The following is an 18,402-nucleotide window of genomic DNA, read 5'->3' on the forward strand; positions in this document are numbered from 1 at the left end:
TTCTACCGATCGGGCGCCTTGGTGTTCGGCGGTGGACACGTCGTGCTGCCGCTGCTGCAGGCCACAGTGGTGCCCGCCGGAGCGGTGAGCAACTCCGATTTCCTGGCGGGCTATGGCGCCGCGCAGGCGGTCCCCGGGCCGCTCTTCACCTTCGCTGCGTACCTGGGTACGGTCGCCAACGGACAGCTCCACGGGTGGATCGGCGGACTGGGGCTGCTGCTCGTGATCTTCTTGCCGGCCTTCCTGCTGGTCGTCGGCGCGCTACCTCTTTGGGAGAGCTTGCGTCGCCGCAATGACATCCAGTCGACGATGGCCGGAATCAACGCGGGGGTGGTCGGCATCCTCGGGTCGGCGCTCTACGACCCCGTCTGGACCAGCGCCATTCATTCCAGGACTGATTTCGGGTTGGCGCTCGCAGCGTTCGGCTTGTTGCTCTACGCCAAGGTCTCGCCCGTCATCGTGGTGACACTGGCTGCGCTCGCGGGGTGGGCGCTTTCTTTGTAGGGCGTTCCCAGTGACAAGAAGAAAAGCGTGAGGGCCGAGGTCGAGCCCCACGTAGAAGCGCCCGTCGGATGACGGGCGCGTTCTCTTCCGGAGGGTGAATCCCCAGCGCGTCGTCAGCTGCCGACGCGACCGCCGTCGTTCTTGGTGATCACGATGGTTGCCGAGCGGGGACGGGACCCCGCGCCATAGCCAGCATTGCCCGGCCAGCGGCTGGTGTACTTGCTCGGGTCAGCCAGGTTGGCCTGGTTGGTGTTCTCGCCCGGGTGCTGGATGTTGATGAAGATCGCCTTGCCGTCCGGCGTTTCGCACATGCCGGTGATCTCGCAACCCACCGGCCCCACCAGGAATCGCTTCAGCGTATCGGCCGTGGGCGCCTTGCCAACCGGCGTAGTGACGTCCAGCTTGCTGGTGTCGGCCTTGGTGTAGCTGAATGTCTTGGCCGCACCGTCGCCGACCTGGCCTGGCAACGCAGCCAGCATCATGCAGTTGGTGACGTCCGTGTACGCGCCATCGTCGGTCTGGATCCAGCAGATTCCCGTGGACGGGCTGAACACCAAGCCATCCGGGCTCGAGAAGTCCTGGTCTGCCGTGAGGCTCGAAACGTTGACCATCGCCGTGTCTGCGCCCGCCTCGGCACCGAAAAGGTAGACATCCCATGTGAAGCTGGTCGCCGCGCCCCCTGCCGAGCCCTCCCGCATGCGCAGCAGATGGCCGTTGGGGTTGCCCGACTGCGCAGTTGCGCCCTTCATGTCCGTGTAGACGCGCGGGTTCGCGCTGTCGGGTGCGAGCTGTGAAGAACCCGTCGGGTCGACACGCCGATTGCTGTTGTTGGTGAGTGTCTGGTAGATCTCGCCGTTGGCCGGATTCACGGCCCCCCACTCCGGGCGGTCCATCTTGGTCGCGCCGACCGCGTCGGCTGCAAGGCGAACATTCACGCAAACGTCGGCCTGGTCGGCGAACGCATAGCCCGCGAAGCCGGCCACCACGGGATTCGCGAAAGAGAGCTCGAGCCACGCTCCGGTGCCGTCGGCGTTGAACTTGGCAGCGTACAGCTTGCCTTCATTCAGGTACTTGTCGCCGATCGCGAGGCGGTCCGAGGGGTTGGCGTCAGCGGCGTTCCACAATGCGGTCGACACGAACTTGTAGGTGTACTCGTTGCGCGCGTCGTCGCCCATGTAGACCACAAGCGGCTGGCCGGCGACCGGTGTGCCGAAAGCTGCGCTCTCATGCGCGAACCGGCCGAGGGCCGTCCGCTTCTTGGCAGACTTCGTCTTGTCGAACGGATCGATCTCGACGATGTAGCCCATGCCGTTGAGCTCGTTGCGGTAGTCATCGCTGCCGTCCGCCGAAGCTCCGGTCTTGCTGATGTTCCAGCGCGCGTACTTGTCATCGGGACCTGCGGACTCCCAGCCGTGGCGAGAGGCACCGCCTTGCGCGCTGCCATAGCGCTTCAGTGCCGTCACGGACTTGTCGTTGGCGCGCGCCGTGTCGTCGGCCGCGCCGCGCGTGAAGTAGCCGAACCAGTTCTCCTCGCCGGTGAGGAAGGTGCCCCAAGGCGTCTTGCCGGTACCGCAGTTGTTCAGCGTGCCGCGGGTCTTCAGGCCGGTGGGCGAGTACTTCGTGACCAATAGCGCGCTGCCGCGCGCAGGCCCTGCGATCTCGATGTCGCTCAGTGCGGTCAACCGGAAGTTGAAAGCGGAATCCTGGACGGTGGCCCACTTGTCCGCAGCCTTCTTGACTTCGACGACCGAGATGCCGTGAATGGCGATTTCCTTGTCGACCTCGGACGCCGGGCGGGGCAGCGTCGTGGTACCGCCGTTGGCATGCAGGAAGAACGAGCTGAGCGTCTGGTCCGTGGTCGCTTCATGGTTGACGGCCAGCAGACCGCGATCGACAGACGTGAGGGAGGCCTGGCCGCTTGCGTCCAGGCCGAACCATTCCATCCCGTCATGGTGATCGCCGGCTCGGTTCTCGAAGCCTGTGTCGGTACCGTCGTTCTTGTATGCGGGCGTCCCGGCGGTGAGTGGATCGCCAAGGGCATAGAGCACGCTGAACGAGTAGCCTGCCGGAATGACAACAGCATCCGCGAGGCTCTTCGAAACCGCCTGGAAGCCGAGAAGCTTTTCGGGCGGCGGAGCTGGGGCAGGTGCGGGCGCAGGCGCCGGCGCTGGTGCCGGGGGCAAGATCGGGAAGCCGTTGTCACCGCCGCCGCCTCCGCAACCGACCACAGCGAGACTGCCCAACAGCGCAGTCCCCGCGGATCCAACGCCGCCGCGCAAGAGGCCTCGCCGGCTGAGGCGGGCTGCGAGCACCGCATCGAAGGTCGGGTTGCTGGACGTGTTGGAGTCTTCGTCGTTGAAATCGATCTTGGTCAGATCGGGAGGGTTCTTCATGGATCGAGCCTTTTGCATTCGTGGAACCGTGGAATCTATTGGCCCAACGTGACGCTTCTGTGACCCAGGCGAACTTTGGTTCCTTCGAGACGATCGACGACCGTCAACGCAGCTCCAGCTTGGAATCGCAGCTCGCGAGTCACAGCCACCGCATCCTGTCCCGCGATCGACCAGTCCAGCACAAGAAGCTGCAGGAGCTTTTTGGGCAGAGGCTTCACGGCGCGCGGCGCTGACCTCCCTATGGAGCGCGAACGGAAGGCCGCTGCGCACCAAGCGCGCCGGGCCTGTTGAACGGAACGCGGCCCGGCCGGCACCCTACCTGGGCACCTGTTGCTCCATCAGTAGGAAGGTGTTGTAGGCGTTGATGCGGTTCGCGGCGCGGAACAGCGGCAGATGCTCATAGCGCGACCAATCGACCCTGGCATATGCTTCTTCGAACGGCTCGAGGTTGGCCGCTGCCTCGCTCATGCTTTTGCGCAGATAGACCAGGTAGTCGCGCGTGAGTTCAAGATCGGGTATTGGATTCTCTGACACCGGCCCGTGTCCGGGAATCACGATTCGTGGCTTGAGCGCGATCAAGGTGCCCAGCGAGTCGATCCACTGGCGGCTGTCGGCCTGGCCCACGAACGGAACACGGCCGCGGAAGACGAGATCGCCCGCGAAAAGGACCTTGCGCTCGCGCACGTAGACCACGACGTCTTCCGGTGTGTGCGCTGCACCGACATGGCGGATCAGGAACTCGAAGGAGCCGAGCTTGAGCGTGGTTTCCTTGCCGTCCAGCCAGCGGTCTGCGGGGACGAGGCGCGTGTTCTCGTCGATCGATGGAAACAGATCCTTGCGGCTTGCCTCGAGCCGCAAGCGCGCCGTGTCCGAGGTCAGATACTCCCGCCCTTGGGCCTGAGCCAACACTGTCGCTCCAGTGGCTTTAAAGGCCTGCAGCCCATACACGTGATCCGCGTGATAGTGCGTGAGGATCACATATTTCACCGGCTGCGGCGTCACGCGCCGAATTTCCTTGATCAGCTCCTCGGCAAGCGTAGGAGAGCCCAATGCGTCCACCACCACAACGCCCTGCTCCGTGACCACGAAGCCAGCGTTGGAGATGAAGTTTCGATTGGCCGATGAACCCAGTGCGGCTTCCCCCTGCACGAACCAAACGTCCTTGGCAACCTCGATGGCATGAACCGCTTGCTGTGCTGCCGCCGAAGCAAGAGAGGAACTCAGAACACAAATGCCCAGCACCAGCTGCAACCATTGGCGCCAACGGGGCTGTGCCGAACCATTCGGGTGCAAACCGGGCCGCCTGGGTTTTCCATTTATTCGCATTCAGTGATATTAGCGACACTGGTCGTTCCGCATCTCAGGGTTGTCCCAGAAGCGCACGAAGATCAGGTGCATGAGACGAGAACGGGTCACGAGCGATCCGCTGCTACGGCTTGATGTACGCGTATCCTTGTTGCTGTAGCTTGGCGATCCGCACCACGCCCGAGGGGGTGAACTTGGCTTCCTGGATCAACTGGTCCTTCTTGAGATTGCGGTTGCGCAGGGTGATCTCGCAGACCTCGAACTTCACGCCTCGGCTGACCAGCTGCTGAACCGCAATCTCGTAGGGGTTGCCGTTCTTGTCTTGGGCATCGGTCATCAGGAAATCGACCCCATTGGCATGCGTGACGACGATGATCTGCGCCTTGGGGTCGGTATCGAGATGGTTCTTGACGTTGCGCAAACCGGCGAGCGCCTGGGTTGCCGTGTCGTTGATGTGATAAACCACCTTGTCCTGCGCCCAGCTGCCCATCGCAGCTGCACCCAGGACCAGGCCGATCAGAAGATTGCGAGCTTTCATGCATGTCTCCGTTGGATAAGGTGGCCCGACAAAGCTTCAGCCCGCCCGCATCACCGTCTTCCTGCTGCATGGCGCCTCGATGCCGGAATTGCTTGATTCTAGGTCGATGCACCGTTCCATCAGCATATTGCCGAATACGGATTTACCACAGAAGCGCGGGCTGCTTCATGTCCCATTCCCTACGTGCGCGAGCACATGTGTGGCGACCTGCATCAGCTCTTCGAACATCAGGTCCGGCCGCGATTCGGCCACCGGCACTCCACCGTTGTAGCCGTAGGGTACCGCCCAAGCCGCGATACCGGCAGTGCGTGCGGTGGCCACGTCGATGGCCGAATCCCCAAGGTGCGCCGCGCGTTCAGGAGGAACGTCGAAGCGTTGCAGAACATGCTGCATGACGATCGGATCGGGCTTCCTGGCAGGCAGTGTGTCGCCGCCGATCAGGAGCTCGAAGCAGTCTGACAGCCGCGTCGCCCGCAGCACGCGACGCGCGTGCGCGTATTCCTTGTTGGTCACGCACACCAGCCGGACGCCGGCGACCCGAAGCTGCTCAAGGGCTTGCCGACAGCCCGCATACGGCACCGCCGAAGTGCCGGCGGTCCATGCATAGTGCCGGTCCAGGCTCTGGAGCACGCGGTCGCGCCGCGACACCTCTTCGAGCCACGGTGCTTCAGCGACCCGCTGCGCCAACAGCCGGACCATCAGTTCACGAGTTCCTGCGCCAATCAGCTCGGTAATTTCCGGCAGGGGACGCCGCCGGATGCCATGATCGTCCAGCGCGCGATTGACTGCTTCGGCGATCTCGGCTGCGGTATCCACCAAGGTGCCGTCGAGATCGAAGCTGATCAGTTGGTATTGCATGGGTCCGCAATTCCGTTCAGTTGCTGGAACGTATCCGTCGTTGTTCGTCGCAGCACTGCGCCGCCACCAGGTCTGCCAGGGCCTGTGCGGTAAGCCCGAAGTGCGTGAACAAGGCCGATGCGGGCGCCGATTCCCCGAAACTGTCAATGCCGAGCGCGGCGCAACACCCGTACTGACCCCACCAGCGCGTTACCCCCGCTTCCACTCCGATACGAGGCAACCCGCCGCCGAGCACGCTTTCGCGATAGCCCCGATCCTGCCGGTCGAAGGTTGTCGAGCATGGCAGCGACACCACCCTCACCGGCAAGCCAAGGGCATCCAGGATCTCTTGAGCCGCAATTGCGAGCGAGACCTCCGAGCCCGTGGCAAGGAGGACGGCCGCCGGATCCTTCCGGTCGCTCAGCACGTAGCCTCCCCGGCGGATCAGCAGCACCTGCTCGGCGCTGCGCGACTGGGCCGGCAGCTCCTGCCGTGACAGTAGGAGCGCCGACGGTCCTTGTCGCTGGCCGATCGCCTGCATCCAGGCCACCAGCGTTTCGGCCGCGTCGCACGGTCGCCAGACATCCAGGCCGGGGATGAGCCGCAGGCTCGCCGCATGCTCGACAGGTTGGTGGGTGGGCCCGTCCTCGCCCAGCCCGATCGAATCGTGCGTGAACACATGAATGACCTGCAGCTTCATCAGCGCAGCCATGCGGATCGCGTTCCGGCTGTAGTCGCTGAACGCCAGGAAAGTGCCCCCGTAGGGAATGAAGCCGCCGTGCAGCGCCAGCCCGTTCATGATCGCGGCCATGCCGAACTCGCGCACACCGTAGTTCAAGTGGCGGCCACCGGGCATGCCCCCCCTGACGGCACCACATCCGGGAAAGTTCGTGAGGTTGGATCCGGTCAGGTCTGCGCTTCCGCCGAGCAGTTCCGGCAGCACGGGCGCCAGCAGGGCAATCACTTGCTGGGACGCCTTCCGGGATGCAACTGCCGTGCGCGACTGACCCATCTCCATCAACGCGCCGAGCGAGGCCTCCTCGAAAGGCCGTGGCGTGCGTCCTTGCATTCGGCGTTCGAATTCGGCGGCCAGAGCAGGATGCGCCTTACGATAGGCATCGAACGTTGAGTTCCAGTGCGATTCGAGGCGGGCTCCGCGCTGACGCGCGTCCCAGACCGCTGCCAGCGCGGCGGGAACCTCGAACGGCGCATGCGGCCACCCCAACGCATGGCGAGCCGCCTCGATCTCCGTTGTGCCCAGGGGCTCGCCATGCGCCCTGGCCGTGCCGGCGCGCCCCGGGGAACCCTTGCCGATGAGGGTCTTGCAGACGAGCAACGTCGGGCGATCGGGCGAATCCTTGGCCGCGGCAATGGCTTGCGCGACGGCGTTCGCATCGTGCCCGTCCAGCGGACCGATGACGTGCCACCCGTAGGCCTTGAAACGAGCGGGCGTGTCGTCAATGAACCAGTCATGCACCGGTCCGTCGATGGAGATGCCGTTGTCGTCGTAGAGAACAACCAGTTTGTTGAGCTTCCAGACCCCTGCGAGCGCGCAGGCCTCGTGACTGATTCCCTCCATGAGGCAGCCGTCACCCACGAACGCATAGCTGTGGTGGTTGACGACCTCGTAGCCGGGTCGGTTGAATTCGTCGGCCAGGAGTTTCTCTGCGAGTGCGAAGCCCACCGCGTTGGCCAGTCCCTGCCCCAGAGGCCCTGTGGTCGTTTCCACACCCGGCGTCATGCCCCATTCAGGATGCCCCGGTGTCCTGCTATGGAGCTGGCGGAAGCGCCGAAGCTCCGCCATCGGCAAGTCGTACCCCGTCAGATGCAGCAGCCCGTACAGAAGCATGGACGCGTGGCCATTCGACAGCACGAAGCGGTCGCGATCCGGCCACAGCGGGTTTGCCGGGTTGTGGCGCAGGTGCTCCCCCCAGAGGGCGACCGCCATCTCGGCCATTCCCATCGGGGCACCTGGATGCCCCGAGTTGGCCTGCTGCACTGCGTCCATGGCCAGGGCGCGCAAGGCGTTCGCCATGTCATGGCGGCAAAGATCGTTGGCGCGCGTCATGGCGGCCGGCGTAGCTCTGTTCATGTGCCTGCTCCAGGTTCAGACGGCAGCGAGCGCACGGTGACGGCGCTCCATCATCCGCCAGATGAACGGCGTGAAAATGAGTTGCATGGCCAGTTCCATCTTTCCGCCAGGCACGACGATCGTGTTCGGGCGTGACATGAAGGAGTCGTGCAGCATGGTGAGGAGATACTGGAAGTCGATGCCTTTCGGGTTGGCGAAGCGGATCACGACCATGCTTTCATCGGCCGAGGGGATGTCGCGGGCGATGAAGGGGTTCGACGTGTCCACCATCGGCACCCGCTGGAAGTTCACGTGTGTGTGCGTGAACTGCGGGCAGATGTAGTTCACATAGTCGGGCATGCGCCGCAAGATCGTGTCCGTGACTGCCTCGGTCGAATAGCCGCGCTGGCGCTTGTCGCGCCAGAGTTTCTGGATCCACTCCAGGTTGATCACGGGCACGACCCCGATCAAGAGATCGGGATGCTGCGCGATGTTGACCTCGGGAGTCGAGACGGCGCCGTGCAGGCCTTCGTAGAACAGGAGATCCGTGTCCGCCTCGAGATCCTCCCACGGCGTGAAAGTGCCCGGCTCCTGTTCGTAAGGCGCCGCTTCCTCGGCATTGTGCAGATACTTGCGGCAGCGCCCATTGCCGCGCTCCCCATAGCTGCGAAAGAGTCGCTCGAGTTCGACGAACAGGTTGTTCTCGGGCCCGAAGTGGCTGAAGTTCCGATCGCCCGCAGCCTCTGCCTCGGCCTGTCGAGCCTTCATCTCGTTGCGGTCGAATCGGTGAAAGGCGTCGCCTTCGACGATCGAGGCCTTGAGGTTTTCGCGCCTGAAGATGCTCTCGAAAGTGCGTGTTACGGATGTGGTCCCGGCGCCCGAGGAGCCGGTGATGGCGATGATGGGGTGACGTTGTGACATGCAAGTTCCGTTCGGTTCAATCGCGAAAGAGACTGCGTTCGGCGAACAGCGGGTTGGTCGGCTCGCGCACCATGGGCTCGCGGTGATAGCGTTCGATGCGATCGACCTCGTTGCGCGAGCCGAAGACGAGCCCCACCCGTTGGTGCAAGGCAGTTGGCTTCACGCCCAGCATCGGTTGCCGGCCAGTGCTCGCCCGGCCGCCTGCCTGCTCCATCACGAAGCCGATGGGGTTGGCCTCGTAGAGCAGCCTCAACCGCCCGCACCTGGCCGGATCCTTGGTGTCGCGCGGGTACAGGAAAACACCGCCCCGCATCAAGATGCGATGCGCCTCGGCGACCATCGAGGCGATCCATCGCATGTTGAAATCCTTGCCGCGCGGCCCCGGCGTGCCTGCCAGGCACTCGTCCACGTAACGCTTGACGGGCGCCTCCCAGAAACGACTGTTGGAAGAGTTGATCGCGAATTCCCGGGTGTCCGCAGGAACTCGGATGTCCGGATGCGTGAGCAGGAACTCCCCCAGGTCGGGATCGAGCGTGAACCCGGCCACGCCGTTGCCCACGGTGAGCACGAACATGGTTGCCGGTCCGTAGAGGGCGTAGCCGGCAGCCACCTGGGCCGCACCGGGCTGCAGAAAGTCGCCTTCAACCACATCGCGTCCGCTGTCGATCACGTCCTGCGGCGCCCGAAGCACCGAGAAGATGCTGCCGACCGTGACATTCACATCAATGTTGCTCGAGCCGTCAAGCGGATCGAACACCAGCAGGTACTTGCCGCGGCCGAAGGACGCCGGAATCTGCCGTGGCGCCTCCATCTCCTCGGACGCCATGCCTCCCAGGTGCGCACTCCACTCGTTCATGCGGATGAAGATGTCGTTGCTGACGATGTCCAGCGGCTTCTGCACCTCGCCCTGGACGTTGACCGGCCCGCCCGGCCCGTCCGAAGGCTCGAAGGCCGCCGTGTCGTGGAGTGCGCCCTGGGCCACGATCCGGGCGATTGCCTTGCAGGCCAGCGCTACGTCCAGGATGAGCGCGTCGAGATCGCCGCTGGCGCTCGGAAAGCGTCGCCGCTCCTCGATCAGGTAGCGGGTGAGGGTCCATCGTTGGGACAAAGGCATGGGGGTCTCCGGTGTCGAGCGGTCAATGAGAGACGTCTTCCGCGAACACGCGGCTCGCCCTGATGTCGGAGGACTCGATGGTGGTGAGTTCCTCGCGCGTGAACTCGCGATCGCGCTGCTGGAACAGCCGGCTGGCCTGGCGCAGCCGTACGCGGTCCAGGGCGTTGCGCACGCTGCGCGCGTTCGCAAAATGGGGCTGGCGCAGCCGCCGGTCGATGTATTCCCCGAACGTCGCGCGCCCCTCTTCGCCGAAGCTGTAGGTCATGGACACGAGCATCTGGTCGGCGATGCGCAGCAACTCGTCGTGGCTGTAGTCGGGAAAGGCCAGGTGATGGGCCACCCGTGAACTCATGCCCGGGTTGGACTGGAAGAACGTGTCCATGCGATCCTTGTAGCCGGCGAGGATCACGACGAGGTCGTCGCGCTGGTTCTCCATCACCTGCAGCAGGATTTCGATGGCCTCCTGGCCATAGTCACGTTCGTTCTCCGGTCGATAGAGGTAGTACGCCTCGTCGATGAACAGCACGCCGCCCATCGCCTTCTTCAGCACTTCCCTGGTTTTCGGGGCCGTGTGTCCGATGTACTGGCCGACCAGGTCGTCACGTGTGACGGCCACGAGGTGGCCTTTGCGGACATACCCGAGCCTGTAGAGAATCTGCGCCATGCGCATCGCCACCGAGGTCTTGCCCGTGCCCGGATTGCCCGTGAAGCTCATGTGCAGGCTCGGCATCTGCGCCTGCAGCCCGAGATTCATCCGAAGCTTGTCGACGACTAGCAAGGCGGCGATATCGCGGACGCGCTGCTTCACGGGGGCGAGGCCCACCAGATCGCGATCGAGTTCGTCCAGCACGGCCTCGACCTGGCTTTGCGCCAGCACCTGCGCAACGGTGCGTGCCGGTGCCGCAGGGTCCGGCATGCAGTGGTGGTCCATGGCGTTCATGACCTTTCCTTTCAGTAGCGCTGGCCTTCGGGTCTGTCGGTCGCATAGCTGTGGACCGTGTAGCGCATCGATCGGCCGCCGATCTCCTGCCGCACGAGGCCGAAGCCGGGCTCCGCGGCAGGCCGGTGGACGATGAAGCTCATCGCGATCGATTCCACGTTGCGTGTCGAGTCGAAGGCCATCAGCCGGATGTACGTATCGGGAAAGGTCTTGCGGCAGGTGTTCAGTTCGAGCAGGACTCCCGCGGCGTCCTGCAGATCGAACATCGGCATGCCGAACATTTCCCAATAGGTGTTGCGCGGGTGCGGATCGTCGGTGTATTCGATGCTCCAGGCATAGCCCTTGTTCAGGCCGTACTCGATCTGCAGGGCGATCTCCGCATCGGTCAGGTCGGCCAGGAAACTGAACTGGCCCTGGGTCAGTCGTCCGGTCGGGTTGGTCATCATGGTGCGTTCTCCTTCGGGGTCAGTTGGAGGCGGATGGCGTCGCCGCGTAGTCGCTGGTGTCGGTCGATGCGTAGTTGAAGCTGATCTCGCCCCAGGTATCGAGCGCCTGCTTCAGCGGAGTGCAGCCCTGCGCTGCCTTGCGCAGGATGTCCGGGCCTTCGTTGCGGATGTCCTTGCCCTCGTTGCGCGCCTTCACCATGCACTCCAGCGCCACGCGATTGGCGACTGCGCCCGCCTGGATGCCTGCCGGATGCCCGATCGTGCCGCCGCCGAATTGCAGGATCACGTCGTCGCCGAAGAGGTCGATGAGCTGATGCATCTGGCCGGCATGGATTCCCCCGGAGGCTACCGGCATGACCTTTTTCGTATCGCACCAGTCCTGGTCGAAGAAAAGGCCGCGCGGAAGGTCCTGACGCGTGAAGCTGTCCCGGCAGACGTTGTAGTAGCCCTGCACGGTCATGGGATCGCCTTCGAGCTTGCCGACGGCCGTGCCCGTGTGCAGATGGTCCACCCCGGCCAGCCGCAGCCACTTGGCCATGACTCGGAAGCTCACGCCGTGGTTCTTCTGTCGCGTGTAGGTGCCGTGGCCCGCACGGTGCATGTGAACGATCATGTCGTGCTTGCGTGCCCAATTGGCGATGCTCTGGATCGCCGACCACCCGATGATCAGATCCACCATGATCACGATCGAGCCCAGCTCCTTGGCGAACTCTGCGCGCTCGTAGATGTCTTCCATCGTCGCGCCGGTCACGTTCAGGTAGCTGCCCTTCACCTCCCCCGTGGCGGCGCTGGCCTTGTTGACGCCGTCCATCACATAGAGGAAGCGGTCGCGCCAGTGCATGAAGGGCTGAGAGTTGATGTTCTCGTCGTCCTTCATGAAATCAAGGCCGCCCTTCAGCCCTTCGTAGATGACGCGCCCGTAGTTCCTCCCGGAAAGCCCGAGCTTGGGCTTGGTGGTGGCGCCCAGCAAAGGCCGCCCGAACTTGTCGAGCCGCTCGCGCTCGGTCACCAGCCCGCATGGCGGACCCTTGAACGTCTTCACGAGCGCCACCGGCATGCGGATGTCTTCCAGCCGCGCCGCCTGCAGCGGCTTGAAGCTGAAGACGTTTCCGATCAGGCTCGCCGTGATGTTGGCGATCGAGCCTTCCTCGAACAGGATGATGTCGTAGGCGACCCAGGCGAAGTACTGTCCGGTGATGCCCGGTACGGGCTCTACCTTGAACGCCTTGGCGCGGTAGCTGTCGCAGGCGGTCAGCCGATCGGTCCACACCACCGTCCAGGTCGCGGTGCTCGACTCCCCGGCCACCGCTGCGGCGGCTTCGATCGGGTCCACGCCATCCTGCGGCGTGATGCGGAAGAGGCAGATGGTGTCCGTGTCCTTGGGCACGTAGTCCTCCATCCAGTAGCCCATCTGCCGGTACTTGAGCACGCCGGCGCTGTAGCGCTTTCTGGCATCGGTGATGACGCCCTCTTCCACGGGTTTGTTCATTGCAGCTCCTTTGATTCAATCGCAACGCACGACCGATGGAACCTAATATAAGAGCGTAATGAATTAACGAATATTCAGAGATACTTCACTCATCGATAAAGAAGCCTGAATCGTGAACATCACCTTCCGACAGCTGCGGGTTTTCACGGAGATCGCCAAGGTCGGCAGCATGAGCCAGGCGGCATCCAACCTGCACCTGACACCCCCGGCGATCTCTATGCAGATCAAGGAGCTCGAGTCCCAGGTCGGCCTGCGCCTGTTCGACCGTCACGGCCGGCAACTTTCGCTCTCCACAGCGGGCGAATACTTCCTGGTGCATGCCAGGCGGCTGCTGGCCCAACTGACCGAGACGGACAACGCCATGGCCAGGCTCAAGCGCCTCGAGTACGGCACGTTGACCATCGGCATGGTCAGCACGGCGAAATACTTTGTTCCTCGCCTCCTGGCGCGCTTCCACGCGGAGCACGCCGGGGTGGAGGTCAAACTGCGCGTGGTCGACAATCGCGAGCAACTCGTCTCCCTCATGGAAGGTGGCGAGGTCGACCTGTCTGTCATGGGTCGCCCGCCAAAGGAGGTGCTGAGCCATGCCGAGGCATTCGCGCCCCATCCCCTCGTCTTCGTCTGTCCCCCCTCGCATCCCTTGCTGGCAGCCGGCCGACCGGCTGTGACGAATCTGGAGGGCTATCCGCTCATCGTGCGCGAGCCAGGCTCGGGAACGCGATCTGCGATGGAAGCGTTCTTCGCCGAACGGCGCTTCGCGCCGCGCATCGCCATGGAGATGTCGAGCAACGAGACGATCAAGCAGGCCGTGATGGCCGGCATGGGCTTGTCGTTTCTTTCGCTCCACACGATCGGCCTCGAGCTTCGGACCGGGCTTCTGCACGTGCTGGAGGTGGAAGGCAGCCCCGTGATGCGCATCTGGCACATCGTGCGCCTGCAGTCGAAAGTGCTTTCGCCGGCCGCCGAGGCCTTTCGCTATTTCATCATCGAGCACGGCGAAGGCTATCTGCGCGAGCAGGACACGCCATTCCTGATGGGCCGGACGCCGGCGACCTGACAGGCGCCACCTTCCGGAATGTCCCGACCGCACCGCGACCGCGACCGCGACCGCAGCCACCAGCTTTCATCAGAACTCGAGGTTTCCCGCGATCGCCTGGATTCCGGCCTTTGCGCACGCATCGTCGGCATCGCCGCCGGGCGCCCCGGAAACTCCGATGCCCCCCAGCGCACTGCCGCCGGCTTCGATGGGCTGGCCTCCGCCGACAGCCATCAGGCGCGAAAGCGAGCGCAGCCCGCTCATCGACTTGCCTGACTGCGTCTCGGCTGCCAATGTCGCCGAAGGCACCCGGAAGCTGGCGGCGGTCCAGGCCTTGTCGCTGGCCGCCTCTACCGTGTGCGCTCCGGCGAAGCGATCCCGCACCAGGGTCTGCAGGACGCCGGAACGGTCGACGACCGCCACTGCCACCTGGAACCCCTGTCGCCGGCAATGTTCGAGCGCACCGCGCGCGGCCTCCATGGCCGTCTCAGGCGCCAGCAGCTTGACCTCGAACGTCGCCGACTGAGCATGCGCCGTCAGCGTCGAGGACAGCGCGACGACTGAAATGGCGACGCCGCGGAGACTGCCGAGCCGGATCATGCTGCCAATCCTGGATTGCCCTTCAGGCCAACCAGCGTCGGCGTGTTGAGCTTGCGGGCCTTGATGTGTCCGTTCTGTGCCTTGAACCACGTTTCGACGACGTCCCACACCGGCTTGACCCCGGGCGCGGTTTTCGCCTCTTCCGCGACAGGCGCCCAGCCCGCGACCTTGTACTTCTTGCCGGCTTCGATCGGCTTTCCGTTCAGCCGCATGTCGGCGATGCGGCCGCCCATCTTCTGGGACGGGTCGCAGGTGTACCCCAACCCTCCCACCCGGACCATGTCACCGCCCTGCTGGTAGTAGGGATCGGGATTGAAGAGGTTGTCCGCCACGTCCTCGAGGATCGTCTTGATGGTCTCGCCGGTCATGTCGGCGACAGTGGCATGCGGATAGGTGATGGCGAGTTGATCCATCATGAGTTCGCGCGTCACCGTGTCCCCGGGAAGCAATGTGGTTCCCCAGCGGAATCCCGGCGAGAACGCGATGTCGGCGCCCTGCACCTCCATCAACGCGTCGCAGATCAACTGGTCCCAGGAGCCATTGAAGTTGCCGCGACGGTAAAGCAGCCCGTCTGTCACCGCGAGCTTCTCGGCAAGCTTGCCTTCGTACGGCGCGCGCACCTTGGCGATCAATGCCTCCATCTCGGGGTCCACCTCGAGCTGGTTGGCAAAGACAGGGAGCAGACGGTAGCGGAAGTCGACGACCTTGCCGCCCTTGACGTCGAAGTCCATCACCCCCAGGAACTTGGTATTGCTTCCCGCATTGGTGACCAAGGTCTTGCCGCCGGCATTCGAGACTGGCACCGCGATCGGGACGCCATCATGCGTGTGGCCTCCGAAAATGGCATCCACGCCGCGAACCCGGCTCGCCATCTTCAGGTCCACATCCATTCCGTTGTGGGATAGAACGACGACCACCTGCGCACCCTTGCCGCGCACTTCGTCGACCATCTTCTGCATGTTCTCGTCCTGGATGCCGAAGCTCCAGTCCGCCACCATGTACCGGGGATTCGCAATCGGCGTATAGGGGAAGGCCTGACCGATGATGGCGCAGCGGACCCCGTTGATCTCCTTGATCACATAGGGCGGGAACACCGGATCGCCGAAGTCGCTGGTCTTCACGTTCTGGGCGACGAAGTCGATCTTTCCCTTGAAGTCCTTGTCCACGATCTCCTTGACCCGCTTCATCCCATAGGTGAACTCCCAGTGGCCGGTCATCACGTCGACCGTCAGCAACTTGGCCGCATCGACCATGTCTTGGGCCTCGGTCCACAATGAAGTCGCCGACCCCTGCCAGGTATCCCCGCCGTCCAAGAGCAGGGCGCCAGGCCGGCTGGCCTTCAGCTGCTTGACCAAGGTCGCCATGTGGGAGAAGCCGCCGATCTTTCCGTAGCGACGCGCGGCCTGTTCGAAGTCCAGATAGGTGTACGCGTGCGCGAGCTGCGTTCCCGGCTTCACGCCCGCCACTTTCAGCAGGTGGTCGCCCACCATATGCGGCAGTCGCCCCTTGAGATCGCCCAGCCCGATGTTGACGCTGGGTTCCCTGAAATAGACCGGACGCAGCTGCGCATGGCAGTCCGTCATGTGCAGGAACGAAACATTCCCGAACGGGGCCATGTCGTACAACCCCTTCTGCGCTGTCGCAGCAGCTGCCTCGGCATGGCGGCCGAGGCTCATGCCCGCCACAGACGCGGCGCCGAGCACCTGCAGAAACTCGCGCTTGGAAATATTCATGCTTCTGCATTCGTTGATGTGGAGAAGGGCCCCCGACCTCTGGGATCGATCCGGTACGCCGCCGAAGAGCGAACTACTGGTTGACCTCGGATTTCGGGTCGAGCAGCAGCGCCATCAGGTCCTTGAGCTGCTTCTCGTCCAGCATGCCGCCATGGCCGAACCGCGGCATTCCCGAGCACGCGTTGTAGGCCTTGGCGTTGTAGAGCTTGCCCCAGGTGTATTCGACGATGGGCTTGGCTGCGGCACTGGCGGGATCCTGGACGCCGCGCAGCTTGCCGTAGTTGTACAGGCTGGGGCCCAGCGTGCCGAACGAGATTTCCTTCTTGCTGATCTGATGGCAGTTGTAGCAGTTGCCTCCGTTGGCACTCGGAGCGGCCGACCGATCGCTCCAGGTCATGCCGCGGCCGTTCTGCGCCAGCTTTTCACCGGCCGTCCAATCGCCGATGAACTTGCCGTCGCTGGGCATCTTGACCGTCTTGAGGTTGGCGGCCTCGATCGCCTTGGCCTTCTCCTCGGGCAGCGGCTGGCCCAACGCCTTGGAGCACTCGGCATCCGTCTCGTCCTGCTTCAGGCGATCCATCTTGGCGATGCCCTGGTCCCTGAAAGACGTCTGCATCATCTTGCGCACGAGGGCGTCGTAGTCCGGCGCCACCCCGACGGACGCGCATCCGATGAGAGAGACGGCACCTGCCACTGCTGCGAAGGCCAGCCATTGTCTTGTATGCATTTTCTGCTCCGCGTTAGCGCTTGAGACCCGGTGCGATGGACTCTGCACCCTTTGCGTTCACACCCATGAAGACCGACAGCGCGATCGTCACGTCCGACGCGTATCCCGGGTAGGGAAACCGTTGCTGGCGGAAGCAGTCATTGAGCCGCCGCTGCATGCTCCACAACTCGCCGCTGCTCACGCGGTACGCCGGCCAGGCAGCGAAGCCGACGCCATCGCCAGGATTCTTGGTAAGGTTGGGAAGGTCCTGCAGGCGGATCCGCTTGCCGTCCTCGCCATGGCAGGACGCGCAGGAGAAGTCGTAGGGTCCTGCCCGAAAGTAGAAGGCGCGTTTGCCGGTCTCGAAGGCGGTCTTCTCCTCGGCGTGCCCCTGTGGCAGTGCAAACTTCATGCCGCGCGACTCGGCCGAGATCCAGGCCACAAGTCCCTCGATGTTCGCCTGCTCACCGCGTCCGAACGGGGTCTTGGCGACTTCTGCGGCACTGATGCCCTGCAGCGATTCCATGCACGTCAGCAGCCGTGATTCCAGGTCCTGAACTCGCTTGGTGTCCGGGAAATAGCGCGGCAGCTCGACGAAGGCACCCTTGACCTTGCCGGCGCCTTTACCGAGGTCACATTGCTCGAGAGACGCGTTCTTGGGTCCCCGTCGCTTCTTCCAGAGGTCTTCGCCCTTGGCCTCGAAAAGTTCTGCGGGGTTGCCGTCCTCGAGCATCTTCCGATATTCGGCAATGCCGTCGGCGGCGGACTTCTGTTGGGCAGTTGCGGCCGCAGCGGCGGCCAGAAGCGCTGCCGCGACAAGGAGAAATTTCATCGTGTCCACCTGCATGTTGATGGTCGTCGCCCGCTTCGCGGGGACCGGTCGAATGCGCTTGGCAACCTGGGCGAACAGGCCGGGGCCGCCTCAGGAAACCGTGGCCTCGTCCGAGCGCTTGTCACCCTTGTTGTCGACCCAGGAGATGCCGATCTTGTCCCCGGCCTTCGCGCCCTTGACGTTGAACTGAAGAAAGGGATTCTTCGAGACCGAAGGACCCCACTGGGCCGTCATGACGGTCTTGCCGTTGAGTTGAGCCGTGACCTCCTGGATGTACCAGGCGGGTATCACCTTGCCGGCCGCGTCCTTGCGCTGGCCGGTTTCCATCTCGTGCGCCATGAGCACCCGAACGGTGGTCTTGTCGCCTGAGGCCTGGGCGCGAATGCGCATCGGGTCTGACATGATGTGTCCTTCAACTTGTGAGGTGAGAAATGCGGTGCAACTGAAGTCAACCGCCGCAGCCGCCCAACGTGACCTTGACTTCCTTTTGCGCAAAGAGCGCCTTGCCGTCAGCCATCATCGCAACGGCATAGACGTTGGAAGACTGGCCCATCTTGACGCGCGTCGAGAAATTCGCCTCGACAGCATCGGTGACGTCGTACATGGCGGACAAGACTGCGGGGTTCTTCTCGACCAGCACCAGGATGCGCTTCACACCAGGCAACGCCGTGGCAGCCCCAACGGGAACAACGGCCCCGTTCTCGGCGATATCGGGCGCCGTAATGGTCACATCCTTGCTTTCCGCCGGTGCGCTGCCCCCCAGGGCCTTCATCACTTCGGCAATGGTCTTCGCGTCAAAGGCCGCCGAGTTGTAGCCTGGCGCCTGGGCAAGTGCGTGCATCGGCAGCATCCCGATGGCCGCGAGCATGCCCGCGACCTTGGCCGAATGTGAAAGCATGTCGCGACGTGTCTGCATATGAACTCCTTGTATCAACAT

At 63.7% G+C, this 18,402-nt stretch carries 18 protein-coding genes; 2 read left to right on the plus strand and 16 right to left on the minus strand.

Translation table 11 applies throughout. The features are described from left to right. On the plus strand, positions 1–504 hold a 504-nt coding region (locus APY03_RS43745), incomplete at its 5' end, for a chromate transporter (RefSeq protein ID WP_232324259.1). A gap of 113 nt (positions 505–617) precedes the next feature. On the opposite strand, the gene APY03_RS14120 is transcribed toward APY03_RS43745, so the two are convergent. From APY03_RS14120 to APY03_RS14170, 10 genes are all read right to left on the minus strand, one after another. Then, positions 618–2,897, minus strand: coding sequence for a PhoX family protein (locus tag APY03_RS14120; RefSeq protein WP_068677821.1), 2,280 nt, complete (start codon positions 2,895–2,897; stop codon positions 618–620). Between the two features lie 315 nt (positions 2,898–3,212). Next, positions 3,213–4,139, minus strand: a complete 927-nt coding sequence (locus APY03_RS14130; protein WP_443082817.1) for an MBL fold metallo-hydrolase — start codon at positions 4,137–4,139, stop codon at positions 3,213–3,215. A gap of 187 nt (positions 4,140–4,326) precedes the next feature. Then, positions 4,327–4,740, minus strand: coding sequence for a DsrE family protein (locus APY03_RS14135; RefSeq protein ID WP_068677823.1), 414 nt, complete (start codon positions 4,738–4,740; stop codon positions 4,327–4,329). Between the two features lie 165 nt (positions 4,741–4,905). After that, positions 4,906–5,598: an HAD-IA family hydrolase gene (locus APY03_RS14140; protein ID WP_068677824.1), complete on the minus strand. Its 693-nt coding sequence runs from the start codon at positions 5,596–5,598 to the stop codon at positions 4,906–4,908. Positions 5,599–5,614: 16 nt separating this feature from the next. Further along, a complete protein-coding gene (gene tkt, locus APY03_RS14145) occupies positions 5,615–7,645 on the minus strand; it encodes a transketolase (protein ID WP_232081228.1) in 2,031 nt (676 codons plus the stop codon). Between the two features lie 39 nt (positions 7,646–7,684). Beyond that, positions 7,685–8,569, minus strand: coding sequence for a phosphoribulokinase (locus APY03_RS14150; RefSeq protein WP_068677825.1), 885 nt, complete (start codon positions 8,567–8,569; stop codon positions 7,685–7,687). 16 nt (positions 8,570–8,585) lie between these two features. Then, the gene (locus tag APY03_RS14155; RefSeq protein ID WP_068677826.1) at positions 8,586–9,683 is read right to left on the minus strand and encodes a class 1 fructose-bisphosphatase; all 1,098 of its coding nucleotides are present in this window, start codon (positions 9,681–9,683) and stop codon (positions 8,586–8,588) included. 22 nt (positions 9,684–9,705) lie between these two features. After that, entirely contained in the window at positions 9,706–10,623 is a 918-nt protein-coding gene (gene cbbX, locus APY03_RS14160; protein ID WP_083944348.1) for a CbbX protein, read from the minus strand. Between the two features lie 11 nt (positions 10,624–10,634). Next, positions 10,635–11,069, minus strand: a complete 435-nt coding sequence (locus tag APY03_RS14165; protein WP_068677827.1) for a ribulose bisphosphate carboxylase small subunit — start codon at positions 11,067–11,069, stop codon at positions 10,635–10,637. A gap of 19 nt (positions 11,070–11,088) precedes the next feature. Continuing rightward, positions 11,089–12,558 carry a form I ribulose bisphosphate carboxylase large subunit gene (locus APY03_RS14170; protein WP_068677828.1) on the minus strand — a complete coding sequence of 490 codons (1,470 nt, stop codon included), beginning with the start codon at positions 12,556–12,558 and terminating at the stop codon, positions 11,089–11,091. 112 nt (positions 12,559–12,670) lie between these two features. On the opposite strand from APY03_RS14170, the gene APY03_RS14175 reads away from it, so the two are divergent. Further along, a complete protein-coding gene (locus APY03_RS14175) occupies positions 12,671–13,615 on the plus strand; it encodes a LysR family transcriptional regulator (RefSeq protein ID WP_332112715.1) in 945 nt (314 codons plus the stop codon). A gap of 69 nt (positions 13,616–13,684) precedes the next feature. Here APY03_RS14175 and APY03_RS14180 read toward each other — a convergent pair whose 3' ends face one another. From APY03_RS14180 to soxY, 6 genes are all read right to left on the minus strand, one after another. Beyond that, a complete protein-coding gene (locus APY03_RS14180) occupies positions 13,685–14,194 on the minus strand; it encodes a GlcG/HbpS family heme-binding protein (RefSeq protein ID WP_068677830.1) in 510 nt (169 codons plus the stop codon). After that, positions 14,191–15,927, minus strand: a complete 1,737-nt coding sequence (soxB, locus tag APY03_RS14185) for a thiosulfohydrolase SoxB (protein WP_068677831.1) — start codon at positions 15,925–15,927, stop codon at positions 14,191–14,193. The genes APY03_RS14180 and soxB overlap by 4 nt, the downstream gene beginning before the upstream one ends. Positions 15,928–16,000: 73 nt before the next feature. Continuing rightward, a complete protein-coding gene (gene soxX / locus APY03_RS14190; RefSeq protein ID WP_068677832.1) occupies positions 16,001–16,654 on the minus strand; it encodes a sulfur oxidation c-type cytochrome SoxX in 654 nt (217 codons plus the stop codon). A 13-nt stretch (positions 16,655–16,667) separates the two neighbouring features. After that, positions 16,668–17,465, minus strand: a complete 798-nt coding sequence (gene soxA / locus APY03_RS14195) for a sulfur oxidation c-type cytochrome SoxA (RefSeq protein WP_068677890.1) — start codon at positions 17,463–17,465, stop codon at positions 16,668–16,670. Positions 17,466–17,555: 90 nt separating this feature from the next. Then, a complete protein-coding gene (gene soxZ / locus APY03_RS14200) occupies positions 17,556–17,867 on the minus strand; it encodes a thiosulfate oxidation carrier complex protein SoxZ (RefSeq protein WP_068677833.1) in 312 nt (103 codons plus the stop codon). Positions 17,868–17,913: 46 nt separating this feature from the next. Next, on the minus strand, positions 17,914–18,381 hold the full coding sequence (gene soxY / locus APY03_RS14205) for a thiosulfate oxidation carrier protein SoxY (protein WP_068677834.1): 468 nt from the start codon (positions 18,379–18,381) through the stop codon (positions 17,914–17,916). Between the last annotated feature and the right edge of the window lie 21 nt (positions 18,382–18,402).

Source organism: Variovorax sp. WDL1, assembly GCF_001541225.1.
GTDB lineage: Bacteria > Pseudomonadota > Gammaproteobacteria > Burkholderiales > Burkholderiaceae_C > Variovorax.

Excerpts from the sequence above, each read along its gene's own strand:
- soxB (WP_068677831.1), bottom strand. The coding sequence starts at position 15,927 with ATGAATATTTCCAAGCGCGAGTTTCTGCAGGTGCTCGGCGCCGCGTCT.
- cbbX (WP_083944348.1), bottom strand. The coding sequence starts at position 10,623 with ATGAACGCCATGGACCACCACTGCATGCCGGACCCTGCGGCACCGGCA.
- tkt (WP_232081228.1), bottom strand. The coding sequence starts at position 7,645 with ATGACGCGCGCCAACGATCTTTGCCGCCATGACATGGCGAACGCCTTG.
- APY03_RS14120 (WP_068677821.1), bottom strand. The coding sequence starts at position 2,897 with ATGAAGAACCCTCCCGATCTGACCAAGATCGATTTCAACGACGAAGAC.
- APY03_RS14140 (WP_068677824.1), bottom strand. The coding sequence starts at position 5,598 with ATGCAATACCAACTGATCAGCTTCGATCTCGACGGCACCTTGGTGGAT.
- APY03_RS14150 (WP_068677825.1), bottom strand. The coding sequence starts at position 8,569 with ATGTCACAACGTCACCCCATCATCGCCATCACCGGCTCCTCGGGCGCC.
- APY03_RS14170 (WP_068677828.1), bottom strand. The coding sequence starts at position 12,558 with ATGAACAAACCCGTGGAAGAGGGCGTCATCACCGATGCCAGAAAGCGC.
- APY03_RS14155 (WP_068677826.1), bottom strand. The coding sequence starts at position 9,683 with ATGCCTTTGTCCCAACGATGGACCCTCACCCGCTACCTGATCGAGGAG.
- soxZ (WP_068677833.1), bottom strand. The coding sequence starts at position 17,867 with ATGTCAGACCCGATGCGCATTCGCGCCCAGGCCTCAGGCGACAAGACC.
- APY03_RS14135 (WP_068677823.1), bottom strand. The coding sequence starts at position 4,740 with ATGAAAGCTCGCAATCTTCTGATCGGCCTGGTCCTGGGTGCAGCTGCG.
- soxA (WP_068677890.1), bottom strand. The coding sequence starts at position 17,465 with ATGAAATTTCTCCTTGTCGCGGCAGCGCTTCTGGCCGCCGCTGCGGCC.
- soxY (WP_068677834.1), bottom strand. The coding sequence starts at position 18,381 with ATGCAGACACGTCGCGACATGCTTTCACATTCGGCCAAGGTCGCGGGC.
- soxX (WP_068677832.1), bottom strand. The coding sequence starts at position 16,654 with ATGCATACAAGACAATGGCTGGCCTTCGCAGCAGTGGCAGGTGCCGTC.
- APY03_RS14165 (WP_068677827.1), bottom strand. The coding sequence starts at position 11,069 with ATGATGACCAACCCGACCGGACGACTGACCCAGGGCCAGTTCAGTTTC.
- APY03_RS14180 (WP_068677830.1), bottom strand. The coding sequence starts at position 14,194 with ATGATCCGGCTCGGCAGTCTCCGCGGCGTCGCCATTTCAGTCGTCGCG.